Raw genomic sequence first — 22094 nt, forward strand, 5'->3', positions numbered from 1 at the left:
CCGTCGCGCTACGCGTGCTGGCTGCTGACGGGGACGACCTCGCCCGTCATGTAGGAGGAGTAGCCGGACGCCAAAAACACGATGACGTTGGCGACCTCCCAGGGTTCGGCGGGGCGGCCGAACGCCTCGCGCGCGGTCAGTTCCTCCAGCAGTCCGGGCGTGGTGACCTTGGCGAGGTGGGGGTGCAGGGCGAGGCTCGGCGCGACCGCGTTGACCCGCACGCCGTAGGGGGCGGCCTCGATCGCCGCGCAGCGGGTCAGGGCCATGACGCCGGCCTTCGCGGCGGCGTAGTGCGCCTGTCCGGCCTGGGCGCGCCAGCCGACGACGGAGGCGTTGTTGACGACGACCCCGCCGCCGGTCGCGCGCATCCGGCGCAGGGCGGCGCGGGTGCAGCGGAAGGTGCCGCCGAGGGTCACGTCGAGCACCCGGGACCACTGGTCGTCGGTCATGTCGACGAGGGGCGCGGTGCCGCCCAGGCCCGCGTTGTTGACGACGACGTCGAGGCGGCCGTGGGTGTGCTCGGCGGCGTCGAACAGGGCGCGCACCTGGGTGTCGTCGGTGACGTCGCAGGGGTGCGCGGAGACCGCCTCGGCGCCGAACTCCTCGGCGAGGGCGGCCTCGTACGCCTTGAGGCGGCGGGTGTGGGCGTCGCTGATCAACACGCGGGCGCCCTCCTCCAGGAGGCGGCGGGCGGTCGCCCCGCCGATGCCCGCGCCGGCCGCGGCGGTGACGACGGCGGTGCGGCCCTTCAGCAGCCCGTGCCCGGGCACATAGGCCGGGCTCTCGACGTCTGTCATGGGCCCACGCTAACCTACCAAACACTTGTTAGGGAAGGACGGCAGCCCATGGATCTCACCCTCACCCGGGAAGAGGAGGCGTTCCGCGAGGAGGCCCGCGCCTGGCTCGCCGCGCATGTGCCGCGCACCGCGCTGCCGTCCCTGGAGACGGCGGAGGGCTTCGCCGCGCACCGCGCGTGGGAGGCCGAACTGGCCGCCGACCGCTGGTCGGTGGTGAACTGGCCCGCGCGCTACGGCGGCCGGGACGCGGGTCTGGTGCGCTGGCTGCTCTTCGAGGAGGAGTACTGGGCGGCGGACGCGCCCGGCCGCGTCGGCCAGAACGGCATCGGCCTGCTCGCACCCACCCTGCTCGCGCACGGCACGGAGGAGCAGCGCGCGCGGGTGCTGCCGCCGATGGCGACGGGCGAGGTGGTCTGGGCGCAGGCGTGGTCGGAGCCCGAGGCCGGCTCCGACCTGGCGTCGCTGCGCTCGCGCGCGGTGCGCGCGGAAGGCGGCTGGCTGCTGAGCGGGCAGAAGACCTGGTCCTCGCGCGCGGCCTTCGCCGACCGCGCCTTCGGCCTGTTCCGCAGCGACCCGACGGCCCCGAAACCCCATCAGGGGCTCCTGTACGTCATGTTCGGCCTGCGCGCCCCGGGGGTCACGGTCCGCCCGGTCGGCCGTCTGGACGGCGAGCCGACGTTCGCCGAACTGTTCCTGGACGAGGTGTTCGTGCCGGACGAGGACGTGATCGGGGAACCGGGCGACGGCTGGCGGATCGCGATGTCCACGGCCGCCGACGAACGCGGGCTCACCCTGCGCTCCCCCGGCCGTTTCCTGGCCGCCGCCGACCGGCTGCACGCCCTGTGGCGGGCGAAGGGCGGTCCGCCGGAGACGGCGGGCCGGGTCGCCGACGCCCTGATCGGCGCCCGCGCCTACCAGTTGTTCACCTACGCGGCGGCGGCCCGCACCCGCGCGGGCGAGCGGCTCGGCCCGGAGTCGAGCATGAACAAGGTCTTCTGGTCGGAGCTGGACATCGCGCTGCACGAGACGGCGCTCGACCTGCTGGGCGCGCGGGGCGAGGCGGCGGACACCGCGTGGGCGCGGCGGTACGTGTTCGCGCTGGCCGGTCCGATCTACGCGGGGACGAACGAGATCCAGCGCGACATCGTCGCCGAGCGGCTGCTCGGCCTGCCGAAGGGGCGCCGCTGATGCGTTTTCTCCTCGACCCCGAGCACCGGGCGTTCGCCGCCTCCCTGGACGCGATGCTGACGGCCGCCGACACCCCGGGGACGGCCCGGGAGTGGGGCCGCGGCGAGCACGCGCGCGGGCGCGCGCTGTGGGCCCGGATCGCCGACGCCGGGGTGTTCGCGCTGGCGGTGCCGGAGGCGTACGAGGGGCTGGGGCCGCGTCCGGTGGACCTCGCCGTGGCCTTCGTCGAGCTGGGCCGGCACGCGGTGCCGGGGCCGCTGGTGGAGACGGTGACGGCGGCGGCCCTGCTCCGCGAACCGGGCCCGGCGAAGCGGCTGCTGCCCGCGCTGGCGTCGGGCGCGTCGATGGCGACGGTGGCCTACGAGGACGCGTCGTCCGAGGAGGGGGCGTTCGCGCTGGACGGTGACGCGGCGGACGTACGGCTGTCCGTGACGCCCGCCGGTCTGCGGCTCGCCCCGGGGTACGACGGCGTACGGCCCTCCCTGGACCCGGCGCGGCGGCTGGCGCGGCTCTCGGCGGGCGGTGAGCTGCTCTCCGTCGGTCCGCCCGCGCCGCGGGCCCTGCTGACCGCACGGCTGGCCACGGCCGCGCAGGCGCTCGGCGTCGGGCTGGCGCTGCTGGAGCGGACGGTGGCGTACGTCGGACGGCGCACGCAGTTCGGGGTGCCGGTGGGGTCGTTCCAGGCGGTGAAGCACCGGCTGGCGGACACGCGGATCGCGCTGGAGTTCGCCCGGCCGCTGGTGCTGGGCGCCGCCGTGACGATGGCGCCGGCGGACGTGGCGGCGGCGAAGGCGAGCGCCTGCGAGGCGGCGTACGGGGCGGCGCGCACCGCGCTCCAGGCGCACGGCGCGATCGGGTACACGGCGGAGTACGACCTGTCGCTGTGGCTGACCAAGGCCCGCGCCCTGCGCACGGCGTGGGGCACGCCGGACGAGTGCCGGGCGGCCGTGCTCGCGGCCCGTGCCCGGCCGGTCAGCCGGTGACCTTGGCGATGAAGGCGGCCAGGTTGGTCACGGTCCGCCGGATCTTCTCCTCCAGGCTGATCGTCTCGTGCAGCCGGGCGCCGACGCCCGCGTCGCGCAGCCCGCGCACGTACAGCGAGCAGGCGAGGTCGGCGCAGAGGTAGGCGCCCACCGAGTTGCCCTGCTGCCCGGCCCGGCCCGCCCTGGGCGCGACCATCAGCGCGACCCCGCCGGAGTGGGTGGTCAGGCACATCGAGCACATGCTGCGCCGGGCCTGCCCGACGGCACCCGCGCCGGCCCGCAGGGCGAGCGCCGTCAGACGGCCCTCCAGCTCGACGGCGAGATAGGCCCGGTCGGGCGCCTGGGGGTCGCGCCAGCCGAGGTAGTCCAGGTGCGCCCAGGGCCGGTCGGCCAGGTCGCGGGGCACGGACAGGCGCTTGGCCTCGCCCTTGGTGCAGTTCACGAAGGCGGCGCGGATCTCTTGTTCGGTCACGGGCTTCATGACAGCGAGGCTAATTTGCCTAAACCTTTTAGGCAAACGCATAATCGCTTAAGGCCGAGGAGAGGGTGGATCGCATGGCGCGCGTCGGACTGACCACGGAACGCCTGGTGCGGGCGGGCGCGGAGCTGGCCGACGAGGCGGGCTTCGACGAGGTGACCGTCTCGGCCCTGGCCCGCCGCTTCGACGTCAAGGTCGCGAGCCTGTACTCGCATGTGCGCAACTCCCAGGACCTCAGGACCCGGATCGCCCTGCTCGCCCTGGAGGAGATGGCCGACCGGGCCGCCGACGCGCTGGCCGGGCGGTCCGGCAAGGACGCCCTGACCGCGCTGGCGAACGTCTACCGCGACTACGCCCGTGAACACCCCGGCCGCTACGCCGCAGCCCAGCTCCGCCTGGACCCGGAGACGGCGGCCGCGAGCGCGGGCGTCCGGCACGCCCGGATGACCCGGGCGCTGCTGCGCGGCTACGACCTGGCGGAACCCGACAGCACCCACGCCGTCCGGCTGCTCGGCAGCGTCTTCTCCGGCTATGTCGGCCTGGAGCTGGGCGGCGGCTTCGACCACAGCGCCCCGGACTCCGACGAGACCTGGGGCCGGATCCTGGACGCCCTCGACGCGCTGCTGCGCAACTGGCCGGCCGCCTGACGCCGCTCAGTGACCGCCGGGCCCGTGCCTGCCGGTGAGTTCGCGGTACTCCCGCGGGGTCGGCTTCGGAATCCGGGTGCCCGGCCCGAACATGGCGCGCGCCAGCCGCGCCCGCACCCGCTGCGAGACGGTGACCGGTCTGCGCACACCGTTGGCGTCGACGCGGGGGCCGATCTCGTAGGGCGGGGGCTGCTCGTGCTGGGTGAGGGTGAACAACTCCGCCGGGCCCAGGGGTTCGTGGACCTCGACGTACTCCCCGTGCGGCAGCCGCTTGATCGTGCCGGTCTCCCGGCCGTGCAGCACCTTGTCCCGGTCCCGGAGTTGCAGTCCCAGACAGATCCGCTTGGTCACCATGAAGGCGACGACCGGCGCCACGAAGACGGCGATCCGCACGAACCAGGTGATCGCGTTGATGGACAGATGCAGATGGGTGGCGACGATGTCGTTGCCGCCGCCGATCAGCAGCACCCCGTACAGGGTCAGCCAGGCCACGCCGAGCCCGGTGCGCACCGGCACGTTCCGCGGCCGATCCAGGACATGGTGCTCCCGCTTGTCCCCGGTGATCCACGCCTCGACGAACGGATACAGCCCGAGGGCGAGCAGGATCAGCGGGAAGAGGGAGAAGGGGATGAGGACGCCCGGGATCAGGGTGTGCCCGAAGGCGCTGATCTCCCAGCCCGGCATCACCCGGATCAGCCCCTCGGAGAACCCGAGATACCAGTCGGGCTGCGCGCCCGTGGTCACCAGGTCGGGCCGGTAGGGGCCGAAGGCCCACACCGGGTTGATGGTGGCGATCCCGGCCATCAGGGTCAGCACACCGAAGACCAGGAAGAAGAAACCGCCGGCCTTCGCCATGTAGACCGGCATGAACGGCATGCCGGTCACCGACTTCTGGTCGCGTCCTGGGCCCGGATACTGGGTGTGCTTGTGGAAGAACACCAGGATCAGATGGGCCACCACGAGCGCCAGCATGATGCCGGGCAGCAGCAGGACATGGATCGGGTACAGCCGCGAGATGATGTCGTGGCCCGGGAACTCCCCGCCGAACAGGAAGAACGACAGATACGTGCCGACGACCGGGATCGACAGGATCGCCCCGTCGGCGAAGCGGATCCCGGTGCCGGACAGCAGGTCGTCGGGGAGCGAGTAGCCGGTCAGACCGGTGAGGATGCCGAGCATCAACAGGGTCCAGCCGAACAGCCAGTTGACCTCGCGGGGCTTGCGGAAGGCGCCGGTGAAGAACACCCGCATCATGTGGACCAGCATGCCGGTGACGAAGACCAGCGCCGCCCAGTGGTGGATCTGCCGGATCAGCAGCCCGCCGCGCACGTCGAAGCTGATGTCGAGCGTCGACTCGTACGCCTTGGTCATCGGGATGCCGTTGAGCGGGACGTACGAGCCGTCGTAGACGACCTCGGCGCTGCTGGGCTCGAAGAACAGGGTCAGATAGACGCCGGTGAGGATCAGGACGAGGAAGCTGTAGAGGCAGACCTCGCCCAGCATGAAGGACCAGTGGTCGGGGAACACCTTGCGCAGGTTCGCGCGGGCCAGCCCGTACAGGCCCAGCCGGCCGTCGGCCCAGTCGGCGATCCGCTCGCCCCGCGCGGGCTCCGCGCCCCGTCCGTCGTGCCGCCCCTCGTGCCCCGGTCGCGCGCCGTCTTCCATACGCCGCCGCCTCCCCGTCGGATCGTCCCAGGGTGGCACGGCGGCCCGGCGGGGCCAATGGGGCGTACGGCGGTCAGGGCCGGACGATCCCCGCCGCCCGGGCCGCCACCAGCCACGTGGGGAACTCGCCCACCAGCCGGTCGTACAGCTCGGCGTCCGACATCTTGCGGGGATCGGAACCGGCGTGGAAGAAACCGGCGTTGTCGACGGCCCGCTTGGCCGGCACGGGCAGGTCGTCGAGCTTGCGCAGGAAGTCGAACTGCCTGCTGCCGCGGTCGCCGAAGCCGACGAACTGCCAGAACAGCGGCAGCCGTGACGCCTTGCACAGGTAGCGTTCGGCGGCGAGCTTGTTGATCGGACCGCCGTCGGTCTGGAAGACGACCAGCGCCGGTTCCCGCGTACCGCTGTCGAGGTAGTGGTCGATGACCGCGTCCATCGCCAGGTGGTAGCTGGTCTTCCCCATGTGCCCGAGCCCGGCCACGATCCGCTCCACCTTGCCCTGGTGGTCGGCGAGCGCGATGTCGGTGACGGCGTCGACGTCGGTGGAGAAGAAGACCACCGGCACCCGGCCGTCGTCGTCGAGGTGCGCGGACAGCCCCAGCACCCGGTCGGCGAGCGCCTGCACACTGCCGTCCTGGTAGTACGGCTTCATCGACCCCGAGTAGTCGACCACCAGGTAGACGGCGGCCCGCTGACCGTCGAGCCCGTGCTTCGTGAGGGAGACCCCGGCGCGCTGGTAGAGACCGACCAGCGCGGGTGCGGTCTCCTGGACCTTGCTGAGACTGATCGCGACCATGGCCCCCACCTTCCCATATCGACGGCGTTCGCTATTTTGTTCGCTCGCGCATGTTTCGCCCTCGCCGAGAAAGCCCGAGGAACCGGCCGTGGAACCCGAGTCCGCCGTCACCACCTGCTACCGCCATCCCAAGGTGGAGTCGTACGTCCGCTGCACCCGCTGCGAGCGGTTCATCTGCCCCGACTGCATGCGCGAGGCCGCCGTCGGCCACCAGTGCCCCGCGTGCGTGCGCGAGGGCGCGCGGTCGATCCGCCGGCCCCGGACCGTCGTCGGCGGCCGGGTCTCGACGGTGCCGGTGGTGACCTACGTCCTCATCGCGCTGAACGTCCTCGCCTACCTGGGCGAGCTGATCCGCCCGGCGCTCGTCGACCGCTTCCAGATGCTCGGCGCCGCGCTCACCGGTCCGGACGGCGGCCTGTACGTCTGGGACGCCGCCCACCCCGACGGCTACCACCCCACGGGGGTGGCGGACGGCGAGTGGTACCGCCTGCTGACCGGCGCGTTCCTCCATCTGCCGGCCACCGAGGGCACGTTCGGGATCCTGCACATCGTGATGAACATGGTGTCGCTGTGGAACCTCGGCCGGCTCGTCGAGTACCGCCTCGGCCGGGTCCGCTACCTCGCCCTCTATCTGCTCTCCGCGCTCGGCGGCTCGGTCCTGGTCCTGCTGATCGCGCCCACCGCCGCCACGGTCGGCGCGTCCGGCGCGATCTTCGGCGTCGGCGCCGCCTACTACGTCCTCGCCCGCCGCCTCGGCGACGACATGAACACCGTCAACCGCTTCATGGCGGGCCTCGTCCTCTGGCTCGTGATCTCCGCGGCCTTCACCTCCTGGCAGGGCCACCTGGGCGGCCTCCTCACCGGCGGAGCGATATCCCTGGCCTACGCGTACGCCCCGCGCGGTCCGCGGCAGGCCCTGATCCAGACGGCCGCCTGTGCGAGCATGCTGGTGCTGCTGGCGGCGGTCGCGTTCGCCAAGGTGTCCGAGCTGACCGGTGGAGGCGTGACCCAGTGAGACGTACCCGCATCCTGCTGTTCACGGTCGTCCCCGTCGTCCTCGGCACGACCGCCTGCTTCCTCGGCCCCACCGACTCCGCCGTCGGCCCGGCCGGGGCCTCCGTCAGCACCACGCAGCACCCCCGCGAGGAGGCCAAGAGCCGCGCCGAGCAGGAGCGGGCGGCCGACGACAAGGTGATCGCGAGCCTGCCGCCCGGCCTGGCCGCCCCGGCGAAGAAGACGCTGGCCCAGCAGCTCGTGTCCAGCGCCGAGAACTCGACCCTGGACTGGCGCGACACCTTCGGCCGTATCGAGGACCTCGGCGACGGGCAGGGCTACACGGCGGGCGTCATCGGCTTCTGTACCGGCACGAACGACCTGCTCACCCTGGTCGAGCACTACACCGCCGACCACCCGGACAACGGGCTCGCCCCGTACCTGCCCGCCCTGCGCGCGGTCGACGGCACCGACTCGCACGAGGGCCTCGACCCCGGCTTCACGGCCGCCTGGAAGGCGGAGGCCGAACAGCCGGCCTTCCAGCGGGCCCAGCTCGCTGAGCGCGACCGCGCCTACTTCGAACCGGCGGTCCGCCTCGCCAAGCTCGACGGCCTCGGCACGCTGGGCCAGTTCATCTACTTCGACGCGATGGTCTTCCACGGCCCCGGCGTCGACGCCGACGGCTTCTACGTCCTGCGCGAGCGCGCCCAGCGCGAGGCGGACTCCCCCGCCCAGGGCGGCTCCGAGAAGCCGTACCTGGACATCTTCCTCGACGTCCGCCGCGAGGCCATGCGCGAGAAAAACCCCGGCACCGACACCAGCCGCGTCGACACGGCCCAGCGACGGTTCCTGAACGACGGAAACCTCGACCTGAGCACACCGCTGCGCTGGCAGATGTACGGGGAGACGTACCGGGTGCCCTGAGCGCCGCGCGGGCGGGCTCAGGCCGGTGGTGGTCGTCCCGTCGACCAGCCGTGGAGAGTGAAGGCCGGCCAGTGGTTCTCGGGGAGGCGGGTGCGGGCTGCGCTCAGGGCCTCGACGGGGGTGCGGCCGGGGAGGTTCTCGTAGAACGCGCGGGCCGTGCGGGCCGCCACGCCGTCGGGGACCTCCCACAGGGAGCCGATCGCCACACGGCCCCCGGCGCCCAGGAACGCCGTCGACAGGGAGGGCGCGTCGGCGAGCCGGGGATCGGCGGCGGCCGACTCGCACGAGGAGAGGAAGACGACGGACGGGGCCCGCCCGCCCGCGCAGGCCCGTTCCAGGTCCGACAGCGTGAGCAGCCCGTCGGAGAGGATCAGCCCGGAGCGGTCGGGACGGTCGGCGTCCAGGACGCTGTGTCCCGCGAAGTGGAAGAGGTCCGCCTCGGCGAGCAGCCGGGTCACGGCGTCCCTGGTCACCGGCCGGGAGGAGTCCGTCAGGACGAGACGCTCCGGCCCGGACAGCGCGGCGAAACCGCGGCGGCACTCGTCGATGTGCCGGCGCAGGGTGCGGCTCGGGTCGCAGGCGACGAAGGCGGCCTTGCGCAGCGGCGGGTCGGCCGAGCGCAGCGCTCTCGCGAGGAACTCGGCGTTGGGGATCTGGAGCACCTCCCAGGTCCGGCCCAGGGGGATGCCGGTGGCGGGCAGCGGAACGGCGTGCCAGGGCACCCAGTTCAGGTCCGCGGCGGTGACGGCGATCCGGGTGAGGCCGCGGGAGTCCGTGGCGTCGAGGACGGGCCCCAGGAAGCGGTCGCCGAGCCAGGTGAGCAGGGCGCGGAGTTCGTCCGGGCTGTGGGAGGTGAGCCGGTGCAGCCGGATCTCGGTGGCGCTCGCGGATCCCCCGGTGGCGCGGGCGACCTCGGCCAGGGGGATCCGCCGGGCGCCGTCCTCGACGCGGACGCCGTCGGGGCCGTTGCGCAGGACGAAGCAGGCCAGGTGGCGGGTGTCGTCGATGTGGATGTGGAGGAGCAGGACGTCGTGGGGCAGGCGGGCGCCGAGTTCGCGCACCAGGTCCGCGCGCGGCGGCGGTGCGGTCGTACGGGCCGCGGTCAGGGCGCGGCCCGTGTGCCGGTCGGACGCCCACCAGCGTTCCTCCGGGCTTCTGCCAAGGCGGCGCAGCACGGTGGCGTGCAGGCTGCGGATCTCCAGGGAGCCGCGCGTCACCTCGGCCTTGTACCGGGCGGGGGCCTGTCTCACGCGCAGTGCCTCCACCTCGTCCAGGGCTTCGTCCAGGAGTTCCAGAGCGGCCGCCAGGTCTTCACGGCCGACGTACCGCTCGGCCGCGTTGAACAGGCTGTCCGTCAGCCAGCGTGGCTGCCCCGCGCCCCGGAGGATGTCCACGGCCTCCAGCGAGGTGCGCAGGGCCTGTTCGCCGAGGCCCAGGACGTCGAGTGCCGTCGCCGCGTTGGTGAGCGCGCCGCCCACCAGCGCGGGGCCGTCGACCTGCGGGGCGAGCAGGCGAACGCGGCCGACCAGGGCACGGACCTCGGCGGCCGGCGCCTCGCCGAGGGGGCGCTTCGCGAAGCCGATGACGGTCCCCAGGAGATTGGTGGCCGTGAGCAGCTCGCGCCGCCGGTCGTCCAGCCGTTCCCGGATCGTGAGGGCACGGCGGAAGCACCCGGCCGCCTCGGTGGCCCGCTCGGGCCGTCGCTCCCGCCGGGCCAGGGTGACGAGAGTCTTGCCCAGCGAGTTGAGCAGGGATGCCTCCTGCGCTCCCGGCCCCTCGGCACTCTCGTCCGGCCCCTCGGCGATCACCTCCAGCCCTCTCTCCAGGACCCGGCGCGCCTCGTGGAGTTGCCCGACACCGGCTTCGGTGTACTCCGACAGGGCGTTGCCCAGGGTCAGGGCCGCGTCGGGAAGCGTGTCCCGGAAGCCGTGGCGCTCCGCCAGGTCCATCGCCTCGCGGCCCACGGTGATCGCCTCCTCGATCAGCGCGCTCTCGTTCCCGGCGCTGTTCTCCTTCAGGACGGTCGCGAGCGTGAGGCTCACCCGCTGCTGTTCCCTGGGAAGGCCGTCGGCCCACTCGCGGGCCTCGTCGAGGAGGGTCCGGGCCTCCCGCAGCCGGTCTTCCGGAGTGCTCCCTCCCTGCACACTCACCACGATCGCCAGGTTGGTCCGGCATCTGACGGCCCACCACGGATCACCCAGGAGGTCGGCGGCGCGCAGCGCGGTCCGCAGCCGGACCTGCGAGGAGCGCGCCTCGCTCTCCGTCGCGGTCAGGCCCAGGCCGAAGGACGCGCGGATCTCCTTCTTCAACTCCTCGCGGGAGGGATGCCGGCGGCGCAGCCGGCGGTAGTGTGCGCGCACCCCGGGCTCGACGGGACCGAGCCAGGCGGGGACGTCCTCGGGTGCCGCGCCCACGCCCGGCGGCACGGGGAGTTCCGGCGCGCCGGGTGTGCCGGCCGCCGCGTCCCGGGCCCGCTCCAGCAGCGCGGCGGTCGCCCGTTCGGCGAGGAACGCGGCCTTGACGCCGCCCCAGTTGACGAGGTCGGTCGTGTCGTGCAGCCAGGACAGGGCCCATTGGGCACCTCCGCAGCCGGAGGACTCCGCCAGCTCGATCACCGTCGTCTGGAAGAGCCGGCGCAGCACACCGTCCGGCAGCGCGGTGAAGTCACCGTCGCGCAGGAGGGCGAGGGCCGCGACGGGATCGTCCAACCGGGCGCGGATGTGGACACGGGCGGCGAGGAGCAGGGCCCGGCCCTCGGGGGTGACCGCCGTGTCCTTCCTCTCCGGTGTCGCGGTGAAAGCTGCTTCCCAGGAAGGGAGTTGGCCGGCGGGGGCCTGGGCCCACCGGCCCTCGTCCAGCACCCGGCGAAAGGCGTCGTCCCCGGAGCGGCCGTGCCCCTGGACGAACAGGGTCAGCGCCCGGTCGAAGTCCTCCGCGCACAGGAGCGCGCAGATCAGATGGAAGTACCGCTGGTCGGCCTTCTCGGTGTCCCCGGCCGCCTGGAAGCACACCACGGCCCGGGCGTAGTGCCGGGCCGCCTCGCGATGCTGTTCCAGGTCGTCGGTGAGGAGGTTGCCGAGGTTGCCGTGCAGACAGGCCAGGACGGACATGTTGTCCGGCGTTCCGGTCTCGGGCGCGGTCCAGGTCCCGTCGGCGAGGATGCGCAGACCGGTCTCGTAGACCTGGCGGGCCTTCTCCACGCGTCCTTCGCGGCGGTGGAGACTGCCGAGGGTGACGGCGACATTGGCGGCGTCCGCGGCCGCGCCGGACGACAGGGCTTCGTCGAACGCCTCGTCCAGGAGGGCGAAGGCGCGGTCCGGATCGGAGTCGGAGAGCTGCGCGCCGCAGTTGACCAGGGCGGCGAGCCGGACCCACTCGGTTCCCGGGGTGCGTGGGGCGTGCAGGATCTCCTCGAAGTGCAGCACGGCCTCGTGGCTGTCGCCCGTCCGTGTCGCCGCGACCCCGACGAGCAGGCCCGACCGGGCGCGCAGGAGCGGTTCGTCCAGTCCGTGGCTGTCCAGGAGGTGCAGGGCGGTCTCGGCGACCCGTCGGGCCGCGGCCGGTGCCGACTCCACGCGGGGCGAGGCCCAGTCCAGGGCGGATTCGACGACCTCGGCACGTCGGTCGGCCGGCAGTGCCGCGAAGGCCGCGTTGTCCGGCCATCCGCCGGCGCCGATCGCTTCCCAGTCCACGTCGCCCCCGTCCCCTCGGCCCCCGCCCATGGCCGACAGCCAGCCAAGCACGAACGGCCCGCGCCGCAGGCGTCTTTGACAAAGGCGGCGGCGCCTGCCCTAAGGTCCGGTCGGGGACTGGGGCAGGCGCCGTCTGTGTTCCGTACGCCTTTGTACGGGACGTTTCTCGGGGGGCCGTCCGGCGGCCGTCGGGTCAGACGGTCAGGGAGCGGTCCGTCGGGCGGATCGGGGCCGGGAGGTCGCTGGCGCCGGTGAGGAAGCGGTCGCAGCCGCGGGCGGCCGAGCGGCCCTCCGCGATCGCCCAGACGATGAGCGACTGGCCGCGGCCCGCGTCACCGGCGACGAAGACGCCCGGCACATTGGTCTGGAAGTCGGCGTCGCGGGCGATGTTGCCGCGCTCGTCGAGGTCCAGGCCGAACTGCTCGACCAGGCCGTTCTCGCGGTCGGTGCCGGTGAAGCCCATGGCGAGGGTGACGAGCTGGGCGGGGATCTTGCGCTCCGTGCCCGGCTTCGGGGTCAGCCGGCCCTCGACGAACTCGACCTCGGTCAGGTGCAGCCACTGGACGTTGCCGTCCTCGTCGCCCTCGAAGTGGGTGGTGGAGACGGAGTAGACCCGCTCGCCGCCCTCCTCGTGCGCGGAGGTGACCTTGTAGAGCATCGGGAAGGTCGGCCACGGCTGGTGCGGGGCGCGCTCCTCGCCCGGGCGGGGCATGATCTCCAACTGGGTGACGGAGGCCGCGCCCTGGCGGTGGGCGGTGCCCACGCAGTCGGCACCGGTGTCGCCGCCGCCGATGACGACGACGTGCTTGCCCTCGGCGGAGACGGGGGACGTCACGTAGTCGCCCTCCTGCACCTTGTTCGCCAGGGGCAGGTACTCCATCGCCTGGTAGACGCCCTTCAGCTCACGGCCGGGGACCGGGAGGTCGCGGGCGGTCGTGGCACCGGCGGCGATGACGACGGCGTCGTAGCGCTTCTTGAGGTCGGTCGCCTTGAGGTCGCGGCCGATCTCGATACCGGTACGGAAGCGGGTGCCCTCCGCGCGCATCTGCTCGATACGGCGGTTGATGTGCCGCTTCTCCATCTTGAACTCGGGGATGCCGTACCGCAGCAGGCCGCCGACGCGGTCGGCGCGCTCGTAGACGGCGACGGTGTGGCCGGCCCGGGTGAGCTGCTGGGCGGCGGCCAGGCCCGCGGGGCCCGAGCCGATCACGGCGACGGTCTTGCCGGACAGGCGCTCGGGGATCTGCGGGGCGACGGTGCCCGCGTCCCACGCCTTGTCGATGATCGAGACCTCGACGTTCTTGATGGTGACGGCCGGCTGGTTGATGCCCAGCACGCACGCCGACTCGCAGGGGGCGGGGCACAGGCGGCCGGTGAACTCCGGGAAGTTGTTGGTCGCGTGCAGCCGCTCGGAGGCGGCGCCCCAGTTCTCGCGGTAGGCGTAGTCGTTCCACTCGGGGATGAGGTTCCCGAGCGGACAGCCGTTGTGACAGAACGGGATGCCGCAGTCCATGCAGCGGCTGGCCTGCTTGCCGATGATCGGCAGCAGGGAGCCGGGGACGTAGACCTCGTTCCAGTCCTTGAGGCGGACGTCGACGGGGCGGGACTTGGCGACCTCGCGGCCGTGGTTCAGAAAGCCCTTCGGGTCAGCCATGGCTCGCCGCCTCCATCATCTTCTCGGTGATCTCGGACTCGGAGAGTCCCGCTCGCTCGGCGGCGTCCTTGGCGGCGAGCACTGCCTTGTACGTGCTGGGGATGATCTTGCTGAAGCGGTCGGCGGACGCGTCCCAGTCCGCGAGCAGCTTCTCGGCGACCGTGGAGCCGGTCTCCTCGGCGTGGCGGCGCACCACGTCGTGCAGCCACCGCTTGTCGGCGTCGTCCAGCGCCTCGACGGCGCCGAGGTTGCCGGCGTTGACGTTGTCGCGGTCGAGGTCGATCACGTAGGCGACACCGCCGGACATGCCGGCCGCGAAGTTGCGGCCCGTCTCGCCGAGGACGACCGCGTGGCCGCCGGTCATGTACTCGCAGCCGTGGTCGCCCACGCCCTCGGAGACCACCAGCGCGCCGGAGTTGCGCACGCAGAACCGCTCACCGGTGCGGCCGCGCAGGAACAGCTCGCCGCCGGTGGCGCCGTAGGCGATGGTGTTGCCGGCGATCGTGGAGAACTCGGCGAGGTGCTCGGCGCCCCGGTCGGGGCGGACGATCACGCGGCCGCCGGAGAGGCCCTTGCCGACGTAGTCGTTGGCGTCGCCCTCCAGGCGCAGCGTGACACCGCGCGGCAGGAAGGCGCCGAAGGACTGGCCGGCGGAGCCCGTGAAGGTGATGTCGATGGTGTCGTCGGGCAGGCCCGCGCCGCCGAACTTCTTCGTCACCTCGTGGCCGAGCATGGTGCCGACCGTGCGGTTGATGTTGCGGACCTTGACCTGGGCGCGCACCGGCTGGGCGTCGGCCTGGGAGTCCGCGGCCAGCGCGTCGGCGGCGAGCTTGATCAGCTCGTTGTCGAGCGCCTTCTCCAGACCGTGGTCCTGGGCGACGGCGTGGTGCAGGACCGCGCCCTCGGGCAGCTCGGGCACGTGGAACAGCGGGGCCAGGTCGAGGCCCTGGGCCTTCCAGTGGTCGACGGCGCGCGCCACGTCGAGGACCTCGGCGTGGCCGACGGCCTCCTCGATCGAGCGGAAGCCCAGCTCGGCGAGGAGTTCGCGGACCTCCTCCGCGATGAACTTGAAGAAGTTCACGACGTATTCGGCCTTGCCGGCGAAGCGGTCGCGCAGCACCGGGTTCTGGGTGGCGATGCCGACCGGGCAGGTGTCCAGGTGGCAGACCCGCATCATGACGCAGCCGGAGACGACGAGCGGCGCGGTCGCGAAACCGAACTCCTCGGCGCCGAGCAGCGCGGCGATGACGACGTCGCGGCCGGTCTTGAGCTGGCCGTCGGTCTGGACGACGATCCGGTCGCGCAGGCCGTTGAGCAGCAGGGTCTGCTGGGTCTCGGCGAGGCCCAGCTCCCAGGGGCCGCCCGCGTGCTTGAGCGAGGTCAGCGGGGAGGCGCCGGTGCCGCCGTCGTGGCCGGAGATCAGGACGACGTCCGCGTGCGCCTTGGAGACACCGGCGGCGACGGTGCCGACGCCGACCTCGGAGACCAGCTTGACGTGAATGCGCGCCTTCGGGTTGGCGTTCTTCAGGTCGTGGATGAGCTGGGCGAGGTCCTCGATGGAGTAGATGTCGTGGTGCGGCGGCGGGGAGATCAGGCCGACGCCCGGGGTGGAGTGCCGGGTCCTGGCGACCCACGGGTAGACCTTGTGGCCGGGGAGCTGGCCGCCCTCGCCGGGCTTGGCGCCCTGGGCCATCTTGATCTGGATGTCGTCCGCGTTGACCAGGTACTCCGAGGTGACGCCGAAGCGGCCGGAGGCGACCTGCTTGATCGCCGAGCGGCGCGCCGGGTCGTACAGACGGTCCGGGTCCTCGCCGCCCTCACCGGTGTTCGACTTGCCGCCGAGCTGGTTCATGGCGATGGCGAGGGTCTCGTGCGCCTCCTTGGAGATGGAGCCGTACGACATGGCGCCGGTGGAGAAGCGCTTGACGATCTCGGAGACCGGCTCGACCTCGTCCACGGGGATCGAGGGGCGGTCCGAGGTGAAGCCGAAGAGCCCGCGCAGGGTCATCAGCCGCTCGGACTGCTCGTTCACGCGCTCGGTGTACTGCTTGAAGATGTCGTAGCGGCCGGCGCGCGTGGAGTGCTGGAGGCGGAAGACCGTGTCCGGGTCGAACAGGTGCGGCTCGCCCTCGCGGCGCCACTGGTACTCGCCGCCGATCTCCAGGGCGCGGTGCGCCGGCGCGATGCCGGAGGCGGGGTACGCCTTGGCGTGCCGGGCGGCGACCTCCTTGGCGATCACGTCGATGCCGACGCCGCCGATCTTGGTGGCGGTGCCGTTGAAGTACTTCTCGACGAAGGCGTCTTCGAGACCGACGGCCTCGAAGACCTGGGCGCCGCGGTAGGAGGCGACGGTCGAGATGCCCATCTTGGACATGACCTTCAGGACGCCCTTGCCGAGCGCGTAGATCAGGTTGCGGATCGCCTGCTCGGGCTCCAGGCCGCTGATGAAGGTGCCCGCGCGCAGCAGGTCCTCGACGGACTCCATCGCCAGGTAGGGGTTGACGGCGGCGGCGCCGAAGCCGATCAGCAGGGCGACGTGGTGGACCTCGCGGACGTCACCGGCCTCGACCAGCAGCCCCACCTGGGTGCGCTGCTTGGTGCGGATGAGGTGGTGGTGGACGGCCGCGGTGAGCAGCAGCGACGGGATCGGCGCGTGCTCGGCGTCCGAGTGGCGGTCCGACAGGACGATGAGACGGGCGCCGTTCTCTATGGCGGCGTCGGCCTCGGCGCAGATCTCCTCGATGCGCGCGGCCAGCGTGTCGCCGCCGCCGTGCACCCGGTAGAGACCGGAGAGGGTGGCGGCCTTGAAGCCGGGCATGTCGCCGTCGGCGTTGATGTGGATGAGCTTGGCCAGCTCGTCGTTGTCGATCACCGGGAAGGGCAGGGTGACGCTGCGGCAGGCGGCGGCCGTCGGCTCCAGGAGGTTGCCCTCGGGGCCCAGGGACGAGCGCAGGGAGGTGACCAGCTCCTCGCGGATCGCGTCCAGCGGCGGGTTGGTGACCTGCGCGAAGAGCTGGGTGAAGTAGTCGAAGAGCAGGCGCGGGCGGGAGGACAGCGCGGCGATCGGCGAGTCGGTGCCCATCGAACCGATCGGCTCGGCGGCCGACTTGGCCATCGGCGCCAGGATGACGCGCAGCTCCTCCTCGGTGTAGCCGAAGGTCTGCTGGCGGCGGGTGACCGAGGCGTGGGTGTGCACGATGTGCTCACGCTCGGGCAGGTCGCCCAGCTCGATCTCGCCGGCCTCCAGCCATTCGGCGTAGGGGGCCTCGGCGGCGAGCTGCGCCTTGATCTCGTCGTCCTCGATGATGCGGTGCTCGGCGGTGTCGACGAGGAACATCCTGCCGGGCTGGAGGCGGCCCTTGCGGACGACCTTGGCGGGGTCGATGTCGAGGACGCCGACCTCGGAGCCGAGGACGACGAGGCCCTCGTCGGTGACCCAGTAGCGGCCGGGACGCAGGCCGTTGCGGTCGAGCACGGCGCCGACCTGGACGCCGTCGGTGAAGGTGACGCAGGCCGGGCCGTCCCAGGGCTCCATCATCGTGGAGTGGTACTGGTAGAAGGCGCGCCGGGCGGGGTCCATGGAGTCGTGGTTCTCCCACGCCTCCGGGATCATCATCAGCACGGAGTGCGGCAGGGAGCGGCCGCCGAGGTGGAGCAGTTCGAGCACCTCGTCGAAGGACGCCGAGTCGGAGGCGTCCGGCGTACACACCGGGAAGACGCGCTCGAGGCCGTCGGCGCCGAAGAGGCCGGAGGTGAGCTGCGACTCGCGGGCGCGCATCCAGTTGCGGTTGCCCTTGACGGTGTTGATCTCACCGTTGTGCGCGACGAAGCGGTACGGGTGGGCGAGCGGCCACGACGGGAAGGTGTTCGTGGAGAACCGGGAGTGGACGAGCGACACGGCCGAGGCGAAGCGGCGGTCGGACAGGTCCGGGAAGAAGGGTTCGAGCTGGCCGGTGGTCAGCATGCCCTTGTAGACGACGGTCCGCGCGGACAGCGAGGGGAAGTACACGCCGACTTCGCGCTCGGCGCGCTTGCGCAGCACGAACGCCTTGCGGTCCAGGGCGATGCCGCTGCTCTCGCCGTCGCTGACGAAGATCTGGCGGAAGGCCGGCATCGTGGAGCGGGCGGTGGCGCCGAGCAGCTCGGGGGCGACGGGGACCTCGCGCCAGCCGAGGACGGTGAGGTTCTCCTCGCCGGCGATCGTCTCGATCCGTGAGACGGCGTCCTCGCCGTCCGCGCCCTCGGGCAGGAAGGCGATGCCGACGGCGTAGGAGCCGGCCTCGGGCAGCTCGAACCCGGCCACCTCGCGCAGGAACGCGTCGGGGACCTGGGTGAGGATGCCCGCGCCGTCGCCGGAGTCCGGCTCGGAGCCGGTGGCGCCGCGGTGTTCGAGGTTGCGCAGCACGGTCAGCGCCTGCTCCACCAGCGTGTGGCTCGCCTCGCCGGTGAGGGTGGCTACGAATCCGACGCCGCACGCGTCGTGCTCGTTGCGGGGGTCGTACATACCCTGCGCAGCAGGGCGAGCATCCATGAAGGACCAGTTCTGGCCATTCGCGGAATGCTGGGACGGCTGGCGCGGCGTACGCATCGGCTCTCCCGTCGTCGTCTCAAGTGGCATGTCATGCGTGCCGAGGGACGACGTTGGCCCTCTGCGTGGGTGCAAAATTTCGTGCAGGTTACATGATGGAGCGGTTCTCGGGAACCGGATACCGCGTTCCAACATGCGGACGCCATGGGGGTGCGGCGGGGGTACCGCGTATATGGCTGGAAGTATGGGGGGACAGAACGGGACAGATCGGTGTCCGTCGGTCCGGGAGGCGGTGCGGGCGTCATCGCCCGCCCCGCGCGTGCGCCGCAGGCGTCATTGCCCACAGCGCTTACGGCTCTTGCCCGCTGGTCAAGCGGTCGAAACCCATCAGTAACGGCTACTTATGCGGCCCATCGCATAAGTAGCGGTGGAGCTATCCTACGGCCGTTCCGAACAGATGCCCCAGGGCATAGGTCACACCGGCCGCCGCGCCGCCCAGGGCGAGCTGCCGCAGTCCGCTGAACCACCAGGTTCGCGCGGTCACCCGCGCCACGACCGCACCACAGCCGAAGAGTCCGAGGAGCGCCAGCAGCACGGCCGGCCACAGCGCGCTCGCGCCGAGCAGATACGGCAGGACGGGCAGCAGCGCGCCGAGCGCGAACGCCCCGAAGCTCGACACGGCCGCGACCAGCGGCGAGGGCAGGTCGGAGGGGTCGATGCCCAGTTCCTCGCGGGCGTGGATCTCCAGTGCCTGTTCGGGATCGCGCGACAACTGCCGGGCGACCTGCCGGGCCAGGTCGGGGTCGACACCCCGGGTCTCGTAGAGCGCGGCCAGCTCCGCCTCCTCGTCCTTGGGGTACCGGCGCAGCTCACGGCGCTCGACGTCCAGCTCGGCCTCGACCAGCTCGCGCTGGGAGGCGACGGAGGTGTACTCGCCGGCCGCCATGGAGAAGGCGCCGGCCGCGAGTCCGGCGAGTCCGGTCAGCACGAGCCCCTGCCGGCCGATGTCCCCGCCGGCGACACCGGTCATCAGGGCGAGGTTGGAGACCAGACCGTCCATCGCGCCGAAGACGGCGGGGCGCAGCCAGCCGCCGTTCACATCGCGGTGGGTGTGGTTGTCGCGGTGCGCCGCGTGGAGCGACGCCTCGGTCTCGATGACGGCCACGGGTTGCATCCCCCTGAGTAAGCTGAGCCAAAGCTAACTTTAGACGGAGTCTAATTCCTTACGGCCACCAAGATACGCCCCCGGGCGCCCCGCCGCCAGCAAAGCAAGGCTGCGCTAACCTGCGCTTTTGTCATCGAGCGCTCATTCGATCAAGAGCCCGCACAGATGTCGACCGGGTGACATGAGGGGCCGCGAGGCTCAGGTCAACCGCCGACGGTGGGACACATCCGCAAAGGGATCCGCGCCCCGAGCGGCCCTGTGGAGGAAAGGCCGCGCATGGCATCCATCCGTGAACGGGCCCGCGGCGCCCTGCTGGGCCTCGCCGTGGGAGACGCCCTCGGCGCCCCGGCCGAGAACCTGAAGCCGTCCGAGATCCGGGCCCGCTGGGGCCGTATCACCGGCTATGTGGCGGACCGGCCGGCCGGCACGGACGACACCGAGTACGCGATCTTCTCCGGTCTGCTGCTCGCCCGGCACGGCTCGGCCCTCACCCCCGCCCATGTGGAGGCGGCCTGGCACCAGTGGATCGCCGACCGCGACGAGGGCCCCTTCCGCGGCGCCGGGTTCAGCGAGCGCGGCACCCTGGAGAACCTGCGCCGGGGCCTGGCCGCCCCGATCTCCGCCCAGCACCGGCACGCCTGGAGCGACGGCCTGGCGATGCGCGCCGCCCCCTTCGGCGTGTTCGCGTCGGGCCGCCCCGCGGAGGCGGCCCGGCTGGTCGCCGTCGACGGGTCGGTGAGCCACGACGGCGAGGGCATCTACGGCGGCCAGGCGGTCGCGGCCGGAGTGGCGGCGGCGATGGCGGGCGCCCCGCCGAGCGCCGTGATCGCCTCCGCGCTGGCCGTCGTCCCCGAGGACTCCTGGACGGCCCGCTCGCTGCGCCGGGCCGTGGCGGTCGCCCACCGCGGCGAACGCGCCGTCCGCTCCGCCGTCGTCATCGGCGGCTACCCCTGGACCGACCTCGCCCCCGAGGCCGTGGCCCTCGCCTTCGGCGCGTACGCGTCGGCCGACGGCGACTTCACCCAGGCCGTCCTCACCGCCGTCAACATGGGCCGCGACGCCGACACCACGGCGGCGGTCGCGGGCGCGCTGGCCGGGGCCACCCAGGGGGTCGCCGCCGTCCCGGCCCACTGGGCGGCGGCGATCGGACCGGCGCGCGGCACCTGTCTGCCGTCGATGGCCGGACACCACGTCCTGGACGTGGCCGAACTGCTGGTGCCGGGCGAGGGCGGCAAGTGGGGCGAGGGCGTGGTCGCGGAGGACCTCGTCTCCAGCCTGCTGCCGCCCGCCCCGGCGGCCCCGGCCCCGGCTTCGGCTTCGGCCCCCGAGAAGGAGAGCGTCCGATGAGACCACCGGGACCCTGGGACGAGGGCACGACGGCGCAGCCGCAGGGCGGCACCCTCACGGAGGAGCCGCGGACACCGGCGGTCACCGAGAACACCACCGCACCCGCACCCGTCCCGCCGCGCCCCCACCGCATCCGCGGCCTTCTCCTCGGGCTGGCCGCCGGTGACGCCGCCGGCTGGCCGGCCGCCCGGCACCGCGCCGCCCGGATGCCCGAGTGGACCCGCCGCCTCACCCGCGAACTCGACACCTTCGCCGAGCAGAACGCCACCACCACGCTCCCCGTCCCCATCGCCCTCAACCAGCCCCCCGAGCCGCTCCGCCTCGGCCCCTCCGACGACGCCGAGTGGGCCGCGTTCGCGGCGGAGGCCGTCCTGCGGGCCGGCGACGACACCGTCCTCGGCGACCTCGGCCGGGAACGCCGGATGCGCGCCGCCATCGACCTCACCTGGAACGCCGTCGCGAGCGAGGTCGCGGCCGCCGCCGACCGGGCCCCGGAGATCGAGTCCGCGGTGCTGCCGCTGCGCGCCCGGATCTCCGTACGGGCCGGGCTCGGCAACCTCGCCGCGGGACTGCGCCCGCCCGCCACCGGCCACGACAACCCGCACTTCTTCGACGACGCGGCCTGCGTACGCGCCTGCGTCCTCGCCGTCGCCCACCCCGGCGACCCCCGACTCGCCGCCGAACTCGCCGAGTTCGACGCCCGCTACACCCAGGACGGCGACGGTGTGCACGGGGCCCGCGCGATGGCCGCCGCGCTCGCCATGGCCCTGGCCGGCGCGGACCCCGGGAGCTGTGCGGACGCGGCCCTCGCCGAACTGCCCGAGGGCACGGAGATCGGCCGCAACGCCCGGCACGCGCTGGCGCTGGCGCGCGCCGCCGACAGCGCCTTCGCGCTGGTCCCGCTCCTGGAGCACCAGATCGTCGACCACGTCTACAGCTACGGCATCGCGGCCGCCGAGACGGTCCCGGTGGCCCTCGCCCTGGCGCTGGCCTCCGGCGGCCGGGTCGCCGAGGCCGTCCCGGCGGCGGCCTGTCTGTCCCGGGTGGCGGACTCCGCCCCGGCGCTGGCGGGCGCCCTCACCGGCGCGCTGGGCGGCGGTGACGCGATCCCCGCCTCCTGGCGGGACGCCTGCCGCACCCTGTCCGGCTGTGCGCTCCCCCGGCTCACCGGCACCGACCTGGTGGAACTCGCCGAACTGCTGGAAGCGGCACAACCGGCCCCACCAGGAGGATGATT

General features: G+C 72.8%; 15 protein-coding genes. 7 read left to right on the forward strand and 8 right to left on the reverse strand.

Annotated features, from left to right (window positions below; translation table 11 throughout):
* Positions 1–8: 8 nt before the first annotated feature.
* Complete coding sequence (locus AFM16_RS10580; RefSeq protein WP_078633142.1) at positions 9–797, reverse strand: SDR family oxidoreductase; 789 nt, start codon at positions 795–797, stop codon at positions 9–11.
* Between the two features lie 48 nt (positions 798–845).
* Between AFM16_RS10580 and AFM16_RS10585 the strand changes: the two genes are divergently transcribed.
* Both AFM16_RS10585 and AFM16_RS10590 read left to right on the forward strand, forming a co-directional pair.
* On the forward strand, positions 846–1985 hold the full coding sequence (locus tag AFM16_RS10585; RefSeq protein WP_078633143.1) for an acyl-CoA dehydrogenase family protein: 1140 nt from the start codon (positions 846–848) through the stop codon (positions 1983–1985).
* Positions 1985–2968, forward strand: coding sequence for an acyl-CoA dehydrogenase family protein (locus AFM16_RS10590; protein ID WP_078633144.1), 984 nt, complete (start codon positions 1985–1987; stop codon positions 2966–2968). The genes AFM16_RS10585 and AFM16_RS10590 overlap by 1 nt, the downstream gene beginning before the upstream one ends.
* On the opposite strand, the gene AFM16_RS10595 is transcribed toward AFM16_RS10590, so the two are convergent.
* Entirely contained in the window at positions 2958–3449 is a 492-nt protein-coding gene (locus AFM16_RS10595; RefSeq protein WP_078633145.1) for an FBP domain-containing protein, read from the reverse strand. The genes AFM16_RS10590 and AFM16_RS10595 overlap by 11 nt on opposite strands.
* A gap of 74 nt (positions 3450–3523) precedes the next feature.
* On the opposite strand from AFM16_RS10595, the gene AFM16_RS10600 reads away from it, so the two are divergent.
* The gene (locus tag AFM16_RS10600) at positions 3524–4093 is read left to right on the forward strand and encodes a TetR/AcrR family transcriptional regulator (RefSeq protein WP_078633146.1); all 570 of its coding nucleotides are present in this window, start codon (positions 3524–3526) and stop codon (positions 4091–4093) included.
* A 6-nt stretch (positions 4094–4099) separates the two neighbouring features.
* Here the strand turns inward: AFM16_RS10600 and qcrB are convergent, their stop codons facing one another.
* Both qcrB and AFM16_RS10610 read right to left on the reverse strand, forming a co-directional pair.
* On the reverse strand, positions 4100–5758 hold the full coding sequence (gene qcrB / locus AFM16_RS10605; RefSeq protein ID WP_078633147.1) for a cytochrome bc1 complex cytochrome b subunit: 1659 nt from the start codon (positions 5756–5758) through the stop codon (positions 4100–4102).
* A gap of 73 nt (positions 5759–5831) precedes the next feature.
* On the reverse strand, positions 5832–6554 hold the full coding sequence (locus tag AFM16_RS10610; RefSeq protein WP_078633148.1) for a vWA domain-containing protein: 723 nt from the start codon (positions 6552–6554) through the stop codon (positions 5832–5834).
* An 88-nt stretch (positions 6555–6642) separates the two neighbouring features.
* Here AFM16_RS10610 and AFM16_RS10615 point away from each other — a divergent pair, with 88 nt between their 5' ends.
* Together AFM16_RS10615 and AFM16_RS10620 are read left to right on the forward strand one after the other, a co-directional pair.
* Positions 6643–7569, forward strand: coding sequence for a rhomboid family intramembrane serine protease (locus AFM16_RS10615; protein ID WP_030793963.1), 927 nt, complete (start codon positions 6643–6645; stop codon positions 7567–7569).
* A complete protein-coding gene (locus AFM16_RS10620; protein ID WP_078633149.1) occupies positions 7566–8471 on the forward strand; it encodes a chitosanase in 906 nt (301 codons plus the stop codon). The genes AFM16_RS10615 and AFM16_RS10620 overlap by 4 nt, the downstream gene beginning before the upstream one ends.
* 17 nt (positions 8472–8488) lie before the next feature.
* On the opposite strand, the gene AFM16_RS10625 is transcribed toward AFM16_RS10620, so the two are convergent.
* From AFM16_RS10625 to AFM16_RS10640, 4 genes are all read right to left on the reverse strand, one after another.
* The gene (locus tag AFM16_RS10625) at positions 8489–12163 is read right to left on the reverse strand and encodes a CHAT domain-containing protein (protein ID WP_078633150.1); all 3675 of its coding nucleotides are present in this window, start codon (positions 12161–12163) and stop codon (positions 8489–8491) included.
* A gap of 193 nt (positions 12164–12356) precedes the next feature.
* A complete protein-coding gene (locus tag AFM16_RS10630; RefSeq protein ID WP_078633151.1) occupies positions 12357–13817 on the reverse strand; it encodes a glutamate synthase subunit beta in 1461 nt (486 codons plus the stop codon).
* Positions 13810–18405, reverse strand: a complete 4596-nt coding sequence (gene gltB, locus AFM16_RS10635) for a glutamate synthase large subunit (protein WP_078633152.1) — start codon at positions 18403–18405, stop codon at positions 13810–13812. The genes AFM16_RS10630 and gltB overlap by 8 nt, the downstream gene beginning before the upstream one ends.
* Positions 18406–18778: 373 nt before the next feature.
* On the reverse strand, positions 18779–19510 hold the full coding sequence (locus AFM16_RS10640) for a VIT1/CCC1 transporter family protein (protein ID WP_078633153.1): 732 nt from the start codon (positions 19508–19510) through the stop codon (positions 18779–18781).
* Between the two features lie 276 nt (positions 19511–19786).
* On the opposite strand from AFM16_RS10640, the gene AFM16_RS10645 reads away from it, so the two are divergent.
* Positions 19787–20857: an ADP-ribosylglycohydrolase family protein gene (locus AFM16_RS10645; RefSeq protein WP_078633154.1), complete on the forward strand. Its 1071-nt coding sequence runs from the start codon at positions 19787–19789 to the stop codon at positions 20855–20857.
* A complete protein-coding gene (locus AFM16_RS10650; protein ID WP_245177672.1) occupies positions 20854–22092 on the forward strand; it encodes an ADP-ribosylglycohydrolase family protein in 1239 nt (412 codons plus the stop codon). Before AFM16_RS10645 ends, AFM16_RS10650 begins: the two co-directional genes overlap by 4 nt.
* Positions 22093–22094 lie beyond the last annotated feature (2 nt).

It is taken from the genome of Streptomyces antibioticus, from assembly GCF_002019855.1.
Lineage (GTDB): Bacteria > Actinomycetota > Actinomycetes > Streptomycetales > Streptomycetaceae > Streptomyces > Streptomyces antibioticus_B.